General features: G+C 39.2%; 13 protein-coding genes. All 13 read left to right on the top strand.

Annotated elements, in window-relative coordinates:
- Positions 1-235: 235 nt before the first annotated feature.
- The 13 genes from ACTNEP_RS10480 to urtE all read left to right on the top strand — a co-directional run bounded on the left by ACTNEP_RS10480 (position 236) and on the right by urtE (position 15,739).
- Entirely contained in the window at positions 236-2,293 is a 2,058-nt protein-coding gene (locus tag ACTNEP_RS10480; protein ID WP_441161900.1) for a hydantoinase/oxoprolinase family protein, read from the top strand.
- A 1-nt stretch (position 2,294) separates the two neighbouring features.
- The gene (locus ACTNEP_RS10475) at positions 2,295-4,265 is read left to right on the top strand and encodes a hydantoinase B/oxoprolinase family protein (RefSeq protein WP_441161898.1); all 1,971 of its coding nucleotides are present in this window, start codon (positions 2,295-2,297) and stop codon (positions 4,263-4,265) included.
- A 29-nt stretch (positions 4,266-4,294) separates the two neighbouring features.
- On the top strand, positions 4,295-5,392 hold the full coding sequence (locus tag ACTNEP_RS10470) for an ABC transporter substrate-binding protein (RefSeq protein ID WP_441161897.1): 1,098 nt from the start codon (positions 4,295-4,297) through the stop codon (positions 5,390-5,392).
- Positions 5,389-6,504, top strand: a complete 1,116-nt coding sequence (locus ACTNEP_RS10465) for an ABC transporter ATP-binding protein (protein ID WP_441162121.1) — start codon at positions 5,389-5,391, stop codon at positions 6,502-6,504. Before ACTNEP_RS10470 ends, ACTNEP_RS10465 begins: the two co-directional genes overlap by 4 nt.
- Before the next feature lie 6 nt (positions 6,505-6,510).
- Positions 6,511-7,392: an ABC transporter permease gene (locus ACTNEP_RS10460; RefSeq protein ID WP_441161896.1), complete on the top strand. Its 882-nt coding sequence runs from the start codon at positions 6,511-6,513 to the stop codon at positions 7,390-7,392.
- Positions 7,385-8,197, top strand: a complete 813-nt coding sequence (locus tag ACTNEP_RS10455) for an ABC transporter permease (RefSeq protein WP_441161895.1) — start codon at positions 7,385-7,387, stop codon at positions 8,195-8,197. Before ACTNEP_RS10460 ends, ACTNEP_RS10455 begins: the two co-directional genes overlap by 8 nt.
- A 412-nt stretch (positions 8,198-8,609) precedes the next feature.
- Positions 8,610-9,401, top strand: a complete 792-nt coding sequence (locus ACTNEP_RS10450; RefSeq protein WP_441161894.1) for a carbon-nitrogen family hydrolase — start codon at positions 8,610-8,612, stop codon at positions 9,399-9,401.
- A gap of 5 nt (positions 9,402-9,406) precedes the next feature.
- Positions 9,407-10,582: a pyridoxal phosphate-dependent aminotransferase gene (locus ACTNEP_RS10445; RefSeq protein ID WP_441161893.1), complete on the top strand. Its 1,176-nt coding sequence runs from the start codon at positions 9,407-9,409 to the stop codon at positions 10,580-10,582.
- 304 nt (positions 10,583-10,886) lie between these two features.
- A complete protein-coding gene (gene urtA, locus ACTNEP_RS10440) occupies positions 10,887-12,182 on the top strand; it encodes an urea ABC transporter substrate-binding protein (RefSeq protein ID WP_441161892.1) in 1,296 nt (431 codons plus the stop codon).
- Between the two features lie 151 nt (positions 12,183-12,333).
- A complete protein-coding gene (urtB, locus tag ACTNEP_RS10435) occupies positions 12,334-13,236 on the top strand; it encodes an urea ABC transporter permease subunit UrtB (protein ID WP_441161891.1) in 903 nt (300 codons plus the stop codon).
- Between the two features lie 20 nt (positions 13,237-13,256).
- Positions 13,257-14,339 carry an urea ABC transporter permease subunit UrtC gene (gene urtC / locus ACTNEP_RS10430; RefSeq protein WP_441161890.1) on the top strand — a complete coding sequence of 361 codons (1,083 nt, stop codon included), beginning with the start codon at positions 13,257-13,259 and terminating at the stop codon, positions 14,337-14,339.
- Complete coding sequence (urtD, locus tag ACTNEP_RS10425; protein WP_441161889.1) at positions 14,299-15,063, top strand: urea ABC transporter ATP-binding protein UrtD; 765 nt, start codon at positions 14,299-14,301, stop codon at positions 15,061-15,063. The genes urtC and urtD overlap by 41 nt, the downstream gene beginning before the upstream one ends.
- The gene (gene urtE / locus ACTNEP_RS10420) at positions 15,050-15,739 is read left to right on the top strand and encodes an urea ABC transporter ATP-binding subunit UrtE (protein WP_441161888.1); all 690 of its coding nucleotides are present in this window, start codon (positions 15,050-15,052) and stop codon (positions 15,737-15,739) included. Before urtD ends, urtE begins: the two co-directional genes overlap by 14 nt.
- The last annotated feature ends 12 nt before the right edge of the window (positions 15,740-15,751 follow it).

Raw genomic sequence — 15,751 nt, 5'->3', positions numbered from 1 at the left:
GCAAGTGGAGGTTTTGACCCCAACTGATCATTGGCCGAAATTTATTAGGATGTTAGCGTTCGTCCACTTCCTTGTGTTACTTGCAGCTTGAAGTGGGGAGCTTACAGACGTTTACTACCTTGATAATGTAGCTTGTGGGAACAATCATAAGTTCAATAGCTTGAAAATTAAATTGCCGTGAGCTATTCTAAACCATAGTCATTAGCTAGGGTATTCGAATGGAAGGAGCGATTATATGTCAGCAAGTCGTTATCGTCTCGGTATTGATATAGGAGGTACTTTTACCGATTTAATATTATTAGATCAAAGTAATGGTAAGATGATCAGTAAAAAAACCCCTACTGTTACCGATGATCCAACACAAGGGATTACAAATGGTCTACAAGCTTTTAAAGATATGGGAATTTCCCCAGAAAAAATAGAATATTTTGTACATGGAACAACGATCGGGTTAAATACGATTATTCAACGTAATGGTGCCAAGGTAGCTTTTTTAGTGACAGAAGGATTTCGGGATATGTTAAGTTTCCAGCGACTACGGTTACCAATTCCATATGATTTTCGCTCACGTCATCCAGAGCCATTAGTACCTCGTGATCTTATCTTTACGGTTAAAGAGCGAATGCAGCACAATGGTGAAGTTGTAAAACCGCTTGATATAGAGGATCTTACTAAAAAAATAGATGCTATTGAAAAAGCGGATGTGGACGGAGTTGTCGTATGTTTTTTACATAGTTATCTAAATCCAATTAATGAAACGCAAGTAAAAGAAATAATGCGTCAACGTCTTCCTAAAGTGAAAGTGAATCTATCATCGGAATTATGGCCACAAATGAGAGAATATGAACGCGCCATGATGACCATCTTAAATATGTATGTCCAACCAAAAGTGGAGTATCATTTTAAACATTTAAGGGATCGTTTACAGGCAGAAAATGTCCAAGCCCAACCATATATAACTCAATCAAATGGAGGGATTATGGGTATTAATACTGCAAGTGAGTATCCGGTGAGAACTTTATTTTCTGGACCAGCAGCAGGAGTTATTGGGGCATTAGATGTGACAAAGAAAGCCGGATTTAACAATGTTCTTACTTTTGATGTTGGTGGAACAAGTGCAGATATTTCCATTATTGAACATGGTTATCCCACCTATACGCAAAGTAACAAGTTGGGTGGGTTTCCAGTAATGCTTCCTTCAGTCTCGATGTATTCTGTAGGGGCAGGCGGTGGATCTTATGCTTGGATTGACAACGGTGGAATGTTGAAAGTTGGTCCTGATTCTGTTGGTTCTACTCCTGGCCCAGCGAGTTATGGAGTTGGTGATAAACCAGCGTTAACAGACGCCTTTTTAATTTGCGGTTATTTAGATCCAAGATCTTTTGCTGGAGGAGGCTTACAGTTAGATATCGAAAAAGCCAAGCAAGCAATTAAGCCTATTGCCTCTTATTTAGGATTAACTGTCGAAGAAACAGCAGATCGGATGATTCGAGTAGCTATTGCAAATATGTACGCCGAAATAAATAATATTTTGGAGCATCATGGCATCGATCCACGTGAATTCGGTCTATTAGGTTACGGGGGTGCCGGTCCTGTTCTGGCCAATTTATTAGCGGAAGAAATTCAAGTAAATAAAGTAATCATTCCGCCAACCCCAGGTACATTGAGTGCGTTAGGTGCCTTAAATGCCGATTTTATTCATGATGAAATAAAAACGGAGCAAGCCTTGTTAGAGAATTTACCTTCGGATGACCTTTACCAGAAATTTAGCCAATTAGTACAACAGGCTGAGAAGTGGTTAGTCTCACAGGATGTTGCCAATTTGCAAGGTAAGACCTTAATTTATACGATGGACGCTCGTTATGAGCATCAAGCGTATGAAATTGAAATGCCGATTCAACTAGATTGGTTAGAAAAAGGCATGAAAGACAAATTAGTGCATCAATTTCATCAATTGCATTACAGTCAATATGGCCATGCCAATCAAGATGCTGCTATTGAGATTATCAATTTGCACGTCCGAATTATTGGGGAGCCGCCGAAGGTAACTAGTCCAATAATTGAGCAGTCTGATGAATTACCTGTTCCAGAAAGCTATCGAACCATTATGTTAAATGGTAAAACTTATCACACACCTATCTATTATCGAAACAAATTAAAACATACGCAAGAAGTGATCGGGCCTGCCATTATTGCACAAGATGATACGACTACCGTGGTATTAAATGAGTGGAAGGCAAAGGTTGATCAGTATGGTCACGTAATTTTATCACGTATGGAAGGGGGGGAGTAAGATGAGAACAGATCCAGCTAATTTAGAAATTATGCGCAGTTATTTTCATTCGATTGCTAGTAGTATGGGGCATGTGATTGAGCGTACCTCGTATACTACTTTTGTAAAAGAGTCGGCAGATTTTGCAACTGCACTTGCTTCACCAGAGGGAGACTTTTATGTATATCCGCGATCTATTGGAGTGACGATTTTCTTAGGGTTAAGTTTAAAGAAAGCATTGGAATCGGCTGGCCCACTCGAATCGGGTGATATCATTATTACAAACGATCCCTATTCAACAAATGGACTAGCATCACATTTACCTGATATCCATATTATTAAGCCGATTTTTGCAGGCGATAAATTAATAAGTTATGCGTGGTCTTTTGTCCATTGTAGTGATGTAGGTGGATTAGTTCCTGCAAGTATTTCGCCGACTGCTTCGGATATTCATCAGGAAGGGTTACGTATCCCACCGGTAAAAATATATCGAAATGGTGAATTAAATCAGGATATTAAACTGCTGTTAGATTCCAATAGTCGCGTTCCACATCTAAACTTTGGGGATATAAATGCGATGGTCGCTGCCGTGAATACAGCAGAAAAACGGCTGATGAATATGGTTGAGAAATTCGGCGTAGATAATATCCAATTTGCGATTGAGGATTTACTAGAACAAAGTGAATCGCGAGCTCGGAAAGTGATCGAGCAAATCCCAGATGGAACCTATAGCTTTCATGATTATTTAGATGATGACATGGTAACGGAGCACCCTATTCGTTTAGCAATTGACTTAACTATTGATAAAAGCTCTATCCATATTGATTTTTCACGGAGTGATCCACAAGTAAAATCAGCCTTTAACTTAGTAACAAATGGGAGTAGGCATTCCTTCTTGTTGCAAGGACTTATCAATTTTATTATTAGTGAAGATCCCCATATTCCTGTCAATGGTGGTATCTTGAATCCTGTAAGTATTCATGCACCAAGAGGGACCATTGTAAATCCAGAGTATCCTGCTTCTGTTGGTGTACGTCATAGTATTACTATGCGTATGTATTCAACGCTACTTGGAGCTTTGGCAAAAGCGATCCCAGATAAAATCCCTGCTGCTGGTGCAGGGCAAGCTGCAATTGTCGTTTTATCAACACAAGAGGCAGGTAGTGGCGCACGCAATGTAGCTGTTGTAGAACCTTTAGGCGGAGGTGGCGGTGGCCATCAAGATTTTGATGGTATTGATGGAATCGACCATTCCTCTGGTTTTTTAAAAAATACACCTGTCGAAAGCTTGGAACAGCACATTGATACGATTGTGCACCGTTATGAATTAATACCAGATACTGCTGGTGCTGGTCAGAGTAGAGGAGGACATGCTATTCGACTGGATTTCGAAATTTTACGTCCAGATTCTATTGTGACAGCAAGAGGAATGGAACGATTAAAATTTCAACCATGGGGACTTTTGGGTGGTAAAGCTGGCTCACTGGGTGGGGTAGTGCTTAATCCTGATACCCCACAACAACAGCAACTGCCAAAGATAAATGTTCTTTCACCAGAGGTTGGAGATATTGTAAGTATTCGTACTGCAAGTGGAGGTGGATGGGGACTACCTCAAAAACGAGACCCACAAAAAATATTACGTGAAGTGCAAAAGGGATTGCTTAGCATAGAAACAGCTAAGAAGGATTATAGTGTGGTGATCGAGCAAGATGAAGAGACCAACAAACTAGTACTTAATCAGGAAAAAACCTCTGACTTACGGAAGAATATCCGTAATATGGATATTGCTAAGATTGACTATGGTACAAGTCGTCAGCAATTTGAACGGCATTGGCCAGAAGAAATAATGGATTATTTAATGGAAAAATTACGAACACTACCAGCAACAGAGCGCTGGCATAAAAAAGTATTAATTCAAGATTACTTAGCAAAGCAATTAAAAGGGGAAAAAATTGCAATGAAAGATGTTGACGATGCTTGGAGACAAGTATAAAAATGATAAAAACTGAAGGAGTGTACAACATGAGAAAGAAATGGCAAGTCATGTTATTCGTCACGATGGCATTGGTATTGGTGGCATGTGGGAATGATACAGAAAATGAAGAAACCACCACTGAATTACCAGAAACAGATGAAGTAGTAGTTGGAGTATATGGTGGTAATTGGGAAGAACAAATTGTTGAAGCTGGCTTAGCGCAATTCGAAGAGGAAACAGGTATTAATGTGGTGATTAATGCAGGAGCAGATGCGAACTGGTTCTCTAATATCCGATCATCTGGAGGAGAAAACGCCCAATATGATGTGTTGATTTTTCAACCGGATACCATTGAAAGAGCAATTGCTGGAGATCTTTTAGAACCACTTGATCCGGAAAACGTACCAAACATTGATAATTTATATGATTCGGTGAATGAACGCTTTACTGTAGATGGTAAAGTGTATGCAGCGGGCTTTAGTATGGGACAGCTAGGAATTGCCTATCGTGAAGATTTAGTTCCTTTTGAGCCAGAAACTTGGATGGATTTATGGGACGAGCGCTTTGAAGGACAAGTTGGTGTTTCTTCTCCATCTTACTCAGCAGGTTTACAATTCTTCTCTGGTGTAACGAATGCAATTGGTGAAGAGCAATCTAGTGATGCAGGAATTGACGCAACATTTGAAAAACTTAGTGAGCTGAAACCGAACACGGTTGCCTATCCAGATAATCCAGGAACTATTCAAACACTATTAGAACGTGGTGAAATTACAGCTATTCCATTCTGGGATGGACGTGTCTTCGCACTTCAGGATGAAGGACTTGAGCTTGGCTTTGCATATCCTGAAGAAGGCCCTGTAGCTGCAGTAGCAAGCTGGGTTATTCCAAAAGGTGCACCTAACTTAGCGAATGCTTATGCATTGGTAGACCATTTGTCTTCACCGGAAGTACAAGGTGCATTTGCAGAATTATCCTTCTATGGAATGACAAATAAAGATGTGGAATATAGTGAAAGTCTTAATGAGCGAGTTCAAGTAGGAGAAGAATTCTACGAAGAACTAACATGGGTTGACTATGAAGCATTAACACCAAAATTAAATGAAATCACAGATCGATGGATTAATACATTTGATGGAGGACAATAATGAGTATTACGGTAAAAGGTATTAGCAAAAAGTTTGAGAGTAATACAGCATTAGCCGATGTTGATTTAACGATCGAGGAAGGAGAGTTTTTCTCCTTGCTTGGTCCTAGTGGTTGCGGGAAAACCACGCTATTAAATATCATTGCGGGTTTTCTGCAGCCAACTACTGGTACGGTAGCAATCAATGGAGAAGACGTAACAAATTTACCACCATATCAACGCAAAATTGGTATGGTGTTTCAGAATTATGCCTTATTTCCGCATTTGAGTGTTTTTGATAATGTTGCCTATGGTTTGAAAGTTAAAAAAATGCCCAAAAAAGTAATGAAGGAAAAAGTCGAAGAAGTACTACAATTAGTACAATTAGAAGATTATACAAAACGGATGCCACATCAATTAAGTGGTGGACAGCAACAACGTGTTGCCATTGCACGTGCGCTTGCGATTGAACCTTCTGTCTTGCTATTGGATGAACCCCTGAGTAATTTAGATGCAAAATTAAGAAAAGAAATGCAGACGGAATTAAGACTATTGCAACAACGCATTGGTATTACTACTGTTCTGGTAACACATGATCAGGAAGAGGCGTTAAGCTTATCAGATCGGATTGGGGTTTTAGGGAATGGTCACGTTCAGCAAGTCGATCAACCACTTACGATATATCGTCAGCCAAGTAATCGATTTGTTGCAGAATTTATTGGACAGGTAAATATTTTTGAAGTGGAACAAACTGCAGCAGAGACCGCTACTCTTGATAAGACAACCTTTTTAGCCAAAAAGCATAAAATAACAAAGAATCAACCATTATTATTAGAAACACAGCATAACGTGCGTGACAATGGGGAGCAATCTCAATTGGTAATGTTACGGCCTGAACGAATTCAAGTTGTCAACCATCATGAGAAAAGCGAACAGGTCAATGAAGCAGAGGTTACAGTCGTACATACAAATTATGTAGGAGATTCACTAAGGATTCATACTTCTCTTGCGGAAGAAGGGGAAATGCTTCTGCATATATCAGACAGTGTATTTGAACAGCCGCCACAAGCAGGAGAAACCTTATATTTACGCTGGAGCTCAGCTGATGTAATACCATTGGCTGAAAAGGAGTAATAGCCTATGCTGAAAAAAGTGATGAAATCGGAACGGCAAAAATTATTTTATTGGGGACTATTGCTTCCAACGATTGGTTTATTAGGCTTTTTCCTTGTAACGCCACTGATTATGTTAGCTGAGTTAAGTTTTCGGGAAGTGGATCCATATTTAAATCTGCAGGATGCCTATACGTTTCAACATTATGTAGACGTTTTTCAATCTACTACCTATATGAAGACCATTGGTATTACTTTACTGGTAGCCTTTATAACAGGAATAAGTTGTGTTGTACTGGCATACCCTGCTGCTTATATGTTAGTTAATGCCAAACATTCAGGCTTGCGAACATTTTTATATATTTTACTTATTATGCCCTTACTAATTAGTATGGTGGTACTTAGTTTTGCCTGGATTGTCTTGCTAGCCCAAAATGGAATGATCAACCAATTATTAATGAAAATGAATTTTATCGATGAACCGATCCCAATGTTGTGGAACCTTACCGCTGTTGTAATAGCACTTGTACAAGTCCTATTACCTTTTGCAGCATTGCCGATTGCCAATACACTTGGGGATATCGACTCAAGGTTAAAAAGCGCTTCGATGAGTCTTGGTGAAAACAGGTGGAAAACATTCTTACGGGTTACCTTGCCATTGTCGATCCCAGGATTAATATCTGGTTTTATAGTTGTGTTCTCCCTAGCTGCTGGCAGTTATATTACAGCCCTGCTAATAGGTGGCCGCTTGCAACCACTACTTCCATTAACGATTTACCAACAAGTAGTACAAATATCTAACTGGCCGTTTGCCGCAGCTTTAGCATTTACATTACTTGTCCTTGTCGCAATTTGTATACTGTTTTTAGGATGGTTATTAAACAAATGGGAGGAGAGAGTCTATGGCTAAAGCAAAACTGAAAAACAAACGATTTTCTTTAACAACTTTAATGATTTGGCTGGCAGGAAGCCTTGTCTATTTGTTTATGGCAATCCCCATCCTCATTATTGTAATAGCGTCTTTTAGTCCAAATGCATATCCGGAATTTCCGCCGACAAGCTTTTCACTTCGGTGGTATCAGGAGCTATTTAGTAGTAGTGCATGGCTGGAGACGCTTTGGACAAGTGTTTTGTTAGTACTAATCGTAACACCAATAACGGTTATTCTAGGTACAGCGGCAGCAGTTGCGATACGAAGACTTCAATTTCCGGGAAAACAAGCACTACAGGCATTAATGATGTCTCCGTTAATGATTCCACATGTTGTGCTTGGGATAGCATTTCTATACCAGGGTACTGCAATGGGGTGGTTCGGTACTATGAACGCTCTGATCATAGCCCATGTAATTATTGTCTTTCCGTTTGTCATTCGGTCTGTTGGCGTGAGCATGTCCAATTTGGATCCGATATTAGAGCATGCGTCCATGAGTCTTGGTGCAGGCCCTATTCGTACTTTTTTCAAAGTGACGATACCAAATATTAAACCAGGAATTATGGCTGGAACAGTTTTTGCTGGTGTCACGTCATTTGGGGAAGTTTCGGTAAGTGTCTTTGTTGCCTCTCCTCAGTGGGTAACAGTACCGGTAAGGATTTTTAACTATGTGGAGCAAACATTTGATCCTGTGATAAATGCTGTTTCCGTGGTATTTATTCTCATTGCAGTAGTTGCTCTAATCATCATTGAGAAAACATTAGGTTTAACTAAAGCGTTCTAGCAACTTATTTCTGTCAACCGTCACATGATCGTATTAAAATAATAAATCGGATGAAACCATTGATTTCATCCGATTTTTATTTTGGGATACGCTTCTGTAAACCATTTTCGTATTTGAGTAGTATGTGCCTGATGATCTCTGCTATGGTCAGCGATATGCTATATCCCAGGTTGAATGGTAACCTTCTTTCCATTATCCTATTCAACAAGTTGGTTTAGTTGTTTATCTGTTAACAGGTAACATTCAAACGTCAACTTCCTGATGGCTATTTTCAAGATAATGATGTCAATTAAAAGTACTTTCTGTATGAAAAAGGAAAGAATAAACAATCAAAATAAGTTACTATGTATCGCTTATCTTTCCAATATGTTTTACAATAAATATAAATAGTGAAATAAAGTAGGTGTATGAGATGAAATATGCAATTTACCAAATGGATGTAGTTGTGGCAGATCCAGAAGCAAATAGGGATAAAATACAACAATGGGTCGAAACACAAGTAAACGAAAATAAACCAGATACGATTGTATTACCAGAAATGTGGAATGCCGGCTATGCGCTGGACAGGTTGAATGGTCTGGCAGACAACAATGGAGAAACTACGATTCCTTTCTTAAGTGAACTAGCTAAAAAACATCAAATTCATATTATTGGTGGATCGATTGCGAATAAAAAGGAAAAAGGGATCTTTAATACAAGTTATGTATTCAATCGTGAAGGGGAACTGGTCCACCAATATGATAAGATGCACCTCGTTCCAATGTTAGATGAGCCGAAGTATTTAGTTGGTGGTGAAGCAAAAGCAGCCACATTTGAATTAGACGGTGTTACGATGGGTTTGGTTATTTGTTATGATTTGCGTTTTCCAGAGTTAATGAGAGCTATTGCATTACAAGGAGCCGAAGTAATCCATGTAGTCGCACAATGGCCAACATCAAGAAGAGACCACTGGAAATACCTTCAATTTGCAAGGGCAATCGAAAATCAATGCTATATTATTTCCGCTAACAGCAGTGGAACATGTAATGGTACTGATTTTGCTGGTGAATCACTGGTCATTAATCCATCTGGAGAGCTTGTTGCTTCAGGTCTTCGAGAGACAGAAACTACTATTAGTGCCAGTATCGACTTAGGCAAGGTAACAGACATACGCAAAAGCATTCCTGTGTTTGAAAGCCGCGTACCACATTTATATGGAGAGTGATGAAGTTGGCACAATTCGAATATGCAGATCGGCTAAAGCGATTGCCGGAGCAGTTCTTTGCAAAATTAGTAAAAAAGACACAGTCCTTAGTTAATGAAGGTCATGATGTCATAAATTTAGGCCAAGGCAATCCTGATTTGCCTACTCCTGATTTTATTGTGAAAGCATTACAGGAAGCAAGTGAAAATCCATCCTTTCATAAATATTCACCTTTTCAAGGGTATCCGTTCTTGAAAAAAGAGATAGCAGATTTTTATCAACGGGAATATGAGGTGGATGTTGATCCTGAAACAGAAGTAGCGATTATGTTCGGCTCGAAAACAGGTCTTGTGGAAATTAGTCAATGTCTATTGAACCCGAATGACAAAGTGCTTGTTCCTGACCCAGGTTATCCGGATTATATGTCAGGAATCGCACTAGCCAATGCAACAGCTATACATATGCCATTATGGAAGGAGAATGATTTTTTACCTGATTATCGAAAGCTTGCTGCTAATGATTTGGATCAGGCAAAGTTGATGTTTCTTAACTATCCTAACAATCCAACGGCAGCAACTGCCACAAAGGAGTTTTTTGATCAAACAGTTGAGGTAGCAAGCAAGCATCACATTGGTGTTGTTCACGATTTTGCCTATGGTGCAATCGGATATGATGGTGAAAAGCCGCAAAGCTTTTTACAATCACCTGGGGCAAAAGAGATTGGGATAGAAATGTATACATTATCGAAAACGTTTAATATGGCTGGTTGGAGAGTGGCGTTTGCTGTTGGAAATCCATCTATCATCCGAGCGATTGAACTAATTCAAGATCATTACTATGTAAGTATCTTTGGGGCTATTCAAGCGGCAGCACAAAAAGCGCTAAAAAAAGGACAAGCAGCAATCAAAGAACTTAATGAGATATATGAGCACAGAAGAAATGTTTTCTTACAAAAAGCAGAAGAGATTGGCTGGCATGGCGGGACGAGTAATGGGTCTTTCTTTGTTTGGATGCCTATACCGACTGGCTACACATCCGAGCAATTTGCCGAGTTTTTATTAGAAGAAGCCCATGTTGTTGTCGCACCGGGGAACGGGTTCGGTACTTCGGGTGAAGGATATGTTCGTATAGCTTTATTGGATAATGAGAAAAGGTTAAGCGAAGCGTGTGAACGGATCAGCCAACTGTCTATATTCCTATAACTATTTACTTATCACCTATACATATTGTTACAATATACAAACCTCCTTTTTAATAAGGAGGTTTCTTGTGTTTGGACAGAAAATATACTCTTCAAAAAATACGACTCCTCCCACATCACTCAGTTGGATCTACTTAACAAGATCATTCTATTAATCGCTAGAATATGACAAATAAATCTACTTGAATATGTCAGAATATTTCAAAAATAATGTAAGAAAATCTCACATACCATTAGATTAGATTTTTTTTATTTGCTAGCCTTATCCTTGTATACTAATTAAATATTAGATGGGGGCAGGAAGAATGAGAAAGCAGAATTTATTTTATTTTTTACTGTTAGGGTTAGTAGCCATCTTGATGGCGGCATGTTCAGCAGCAGATAATGCAGCAAATGCTACAGACCCAGCTGAAGCAGAAACAGAAGAAACAGACACAACCGAGGAAAGTACAAGCAATGAAGAAGATGATGAGGATACAATCAAAGTGGGAATCTTACATTCATTAAGTGGAACAATGGCTATCAGCGAAACATCGGTACAACAGGCAGAGCTTCTTGCCATCAAGGAAATTAATGAAAACGGCGGTGTGTTAGGTAAACAATTAGAACCGATCGTCGAGGACGGTGCTTCTGATTGGCCAACATTCGCTGAGAAAGCTAATAAATTACTACAACAGGATGAAGTAGCAACAATTTTTGGCGGCTGGACATCTGCGAGTCGTAAAGCGATGCTACCGGTTGTAGAAGAACATAATGGTTTATTATTTTATCCGGTACAGTATGAAGGGATGGAATCATCTCCTAATATTTTCTACACAGGTGCAGCACCAAACCAGCAAATTGTACCTGCAGTAGACTGGTTATTGGAAAATAGAGGAGATTCGTTCTTCTTGTTAGGTTCCGATTATGTATTTCCAAGAACGGCCAATGCAGCAATTAAGGCACAATTGGATAATGAGGGTGCAGCGTTAGTTGGAGAAGAATATACACCATTAGGACATACTGATTACAATACGGTCATTGCTAAAATCAAAAATGAAAATCCCGATGTTATCTTCAACACATTGAATGGCGATAGTAATGTTGCATTCTTTAAACAATTAAAAGATGCAGGTATTACGTCAGATGATGTAACAGTTTTATCAGTTAGTGTTGCTGAAGAAGAAATTAAAGGGATTGGCACGGATGTCATTGAAGGACATTTAACTAGCTGGAACTATTATCAAACAACAGATACACCTGAAAACGAAGCATTTGTTGCTAACTATCAGGCGGAATATGGGGAGGATGCCGTCACTGCAGATCCGATTGAGGCAGGATACTTCGGTGTTTATTTATGGGCACAAGCAGTGGAAGAAGCAGGCACAACCGATGTAGATGCTGTTAGAGAAGCAGCAAAAGGCATTACATTTGAAGCACCAAATGGAACGGTAACCATTGACGGAGACAATCAACATGTTTATAAAACAGTAAGGATTGGAGAAGTCCAAAGTGATGGTATGATTGCGGAGTTATGGAAAACAGACGAACCTGTTAAGCCTGATCCTTACCTAGAGGAATACGATTGGGCATCCGATTTGAGTGAATCCTTAGCAGAATAAATTATATAAAAAATAATAAAAAACAATTTTTTTTACTGACTAGTTTACATCAAATGTCACAAAAATACACATAGGTTGGCAATTAAATAGGATAGGGAAGGTGCCGGGCTAAGTGCCCGCTTCCTTCTTCATCAGGAAAGGGGTGTTTGGATTGAATGAAATTATTTTAACCTTATTTAATGGAATAAGTCTTGGTTCGATCCTGTTATTAATAGCATTGGGGCTAGCAATTACGTTCGGCTTAATGAATGTCATTAACATGGCCCACGGTGAATTAATCATGGTTGGTGCCTATATTACTTATGTTATTCAAAATATTTTTATCAGTTATGCTCCACCGGAATACTTTGACTTATATTTTATTATTTCTATCCCAGTTGCCTTAATTGTGGCAGCGGGGATTGGGATGCTGTTAGAAGTATCTTTAATTCGTCACCTGTATAAGCGACCACTTGATAGTTTACTAGCTACATGGGGAGTCGGTCTTATTTTACAGCAAACAGCAAGATCGATCTTTGGTGCACCGAATGTAGGGGTAACTAGTCCATCATTCTTGTCTGGAGGATTGGAAATAGGGGCATTAATTCTACCTTATTCAAGATTATTTATTTTAGGTTTATCGATCGTTTGTTTACTTAGTATTTATTATTATTTTTTCCGGACGGCAAGTGGCAGAAGAGTAAGAGCAGTTATGCAAAACAGACAAATGGCAGAATGCTTAGGTGTTTCTACGAGAAAAGTAGATATGCTGACGTTTGCCATTGGTTCTGGTTTCGCTGGTGTTGCAGGCTGCGCACTGACATTATTAGGAGCAATCGGTCCAACAATAGGAACAAGCTATATTATTGATGCCTTCATGGTAGTTGTTGTTGGAGGTGTTGGTGCACTATTTGGAGCAGTAGCAGGAGCTTTTGGAATCGGTGTTTTAAATACAGTTTTTGAATATGTGACAAATGCAACATTAGGAAAAGTACTGATATTTATCGTCATTATTGCTTTCTTACAATGGCGTCCATCAGGTCTTGTCATGTCACGTTCAAGATCACTAGATTAATAATTTAGGAGCGTTGAATCATGCAAAATACGATTTATCAGAAACTATTGAGTCAGAAAATTATTTTTAGTTTGATTTTTCTGTTGTTGTTACTAGCTCCCCTTTTTATGTCAGACTTTCGTTTGAATTTATTAGGTAAATTTCTAGCGTTTGCTATTTTGGCAATTGGATTGGACTTATTGTGGGGTTATACAGGTGTTTTAAGTCTAGGTCACGGAATTTTCTTCGGCTTAGGTGCGTATTGTATGGCGATGTATTTGAAGCTGGAAGCAACAGGGGGGAAACTACCAGATTTCATGGCTTGGAGCGGAATGAGTGAACTTCCTCTTATTTGGGTTCCGTTTCAATATCCGATCGTCGCGATGCTGCTTGGGATATTGCTTCCAGCATTGGTTGCTTTCTTTCTTGGTTATTTAACCTTTCGTAACAGAATTAGTGGTGTTTATTTTACGATTTTGTCACAGGCGCTTGTGTTAGTAGTTGTTACGTTATTTGTTGGAAGTCAAAACCTGACTGGTGGTTCAAGCGGACTAACTAATTTCAGTACATTTTTTGGTTTTCAGGTAAATGCAGCTTCCACCCAGACAGCCTTTTATATCATCACTGTAGTCGTATTAGGTCTTGTGTTTTTCTTTTCTAGGAAGCTTGTGAAAGGAAGATTCGGTAAAATACTTGTCGGCATTCGCGATGGAGAGAATCGTATGAGATTTCTTGGTTACAGTCCTTCTGCCTATAAAACATTTATTTATACTTTATCTGCAGCAATAGCAGGGCTTGCCGGTATGTTATTCGTTTTACAAGTTGGAATTATTTCACCTACGATGATTGGGATTATTCCATCCATTGAAATGGTACTATGGGTTGCCTTAGGTGGACGTGGAACACTCATTGGCCCGGTTATTGGGGCAGTGCTTGTCAATGTTGCGAAGACTGGTTTCAGTGAATCGTACCCTGATATCTGGACATATTTCCTTGGGCTGTTATTCGTACTTGTTGTTGTTTTCTTACCAAAAGGAATAACTGGTATATTTGAAAAATGGAGTGATCGGAGGAAAAAACAAGATGTCTCAAGCAGTGTTGACGTTGAAAAAAGTTATAGTTGACTTTAGCGGGTTTAAAGCGATTAACCAGTTGGATTTTACTGTTCAGCCGAATTCTGTCCATTTTGTGATTGGCCCTAATGGAGCAGGAAAAACGACATTACTCGACGTGATTTGTGGCAATACTAAAGCAACCGCAGGCGTCATAACATTACAAGGAACGAAAGAACTATCCAAACTTTCAGAAGACCAAATTGTCCACCAAGGTATCTCAAGAAAATTCCAGGCTCCATCCATATTTCAACATTTAACCGTAATAGATAATTTGGAAATTGCCATGAAGCAGAAGAAAAACTTATTTTCCATGCTTAAGGCGAAATGGACAAAGGAACAAAAACAGAAGGTCAATGAGATGCTTGCATTAGTCGGCTTGAAGGAAGTAGAAAATCAGCTGGCAGGCTCATTAGCACATGGTCAAAAGCAATGGCTCGAAATTGCGATGGTGTTAATGCAGGAGCCAGATATTGTCTTATTGGATGAACCGATTGCGGGGATGTCGAAGAAGGAGCGTAATAAAACAGGGGAACTAATTACTAAAATTGCCAAGGATCGAGCCGTATTAATAGTCGAGCACGATATGGACTTTGTGAAGGAGTATGCTGATATTGTCTCGGTCATGCATGAGGGGCAATTACTATTTGAAGGTAGTATGGAAGAAGTGCAAAATGACCCGACAGTAAGGGAAGTATATTTAGGCAGAAAGGTTGAGGAGCATGTTGTCAATTAAGGGACTGGAAGCAGGTTATGAAGAAAGCATGGTAATCCGGGAGATTGATATGGAAGTAAAGGATAATCAGGTAATTTGTGTGATGGGAAGAAATGGGGTAGGCAAAACGACTTTATTAAAGACGATCATTGGTATTCTCCATCCCAAAAAAGGATCGATCCATTATCAATCTGAAGATATTACCAAAGCTCGTTCCTCTTCACGTGCTCAAAAAGGAATTGGTTATGTCCCGCAAGGAAGAGAAATTTTTCCGAAGCTGACGGTCTATGAAAATTTGCAAATTGGACTTGAAGCAGGTAATCAAAAGAAAGTTGATGAGAAAATATATGATTATTTTCCGATCTTAAAGGATTTTGCTAAACGAAATGGTGGGGATTTAAGTGGTGGACAGCAGCAACAATTGGCTATCGCTCGAGCATTAGTATCCAATCCATCTTTCTTGTTACTTGACGAACCGACCGAAGGAATTCAGCCGAACATCGTACAGGAAATTCAAGATGTCATTGTAGATATCAAACAAACATCGACGACATCGATGATTCTAGTTGAGCAGAATCTTGATTTCGTTAAAAGTGTTGCCGACTATTTATATGTGATAGACCATGGTTCGATCGTTTATGAGAATCCAATAGATCAAGTGGAAGATGAAGAGGTATATCGTTATTTAAGTGTTTGATTGGAGGGATTT

This window comes from Gracilibacillus sp. HCP3S3_G5_2 (genome assembly GCF_052063305.1).
GTDB lineage: Bacteria > Bacillota > Bacilli > Bacillales > Amphibacillaceae > Gracilibacillus.
This window is presented reverse-complemented; position numbering and strand designations above follow the sequence as displayed.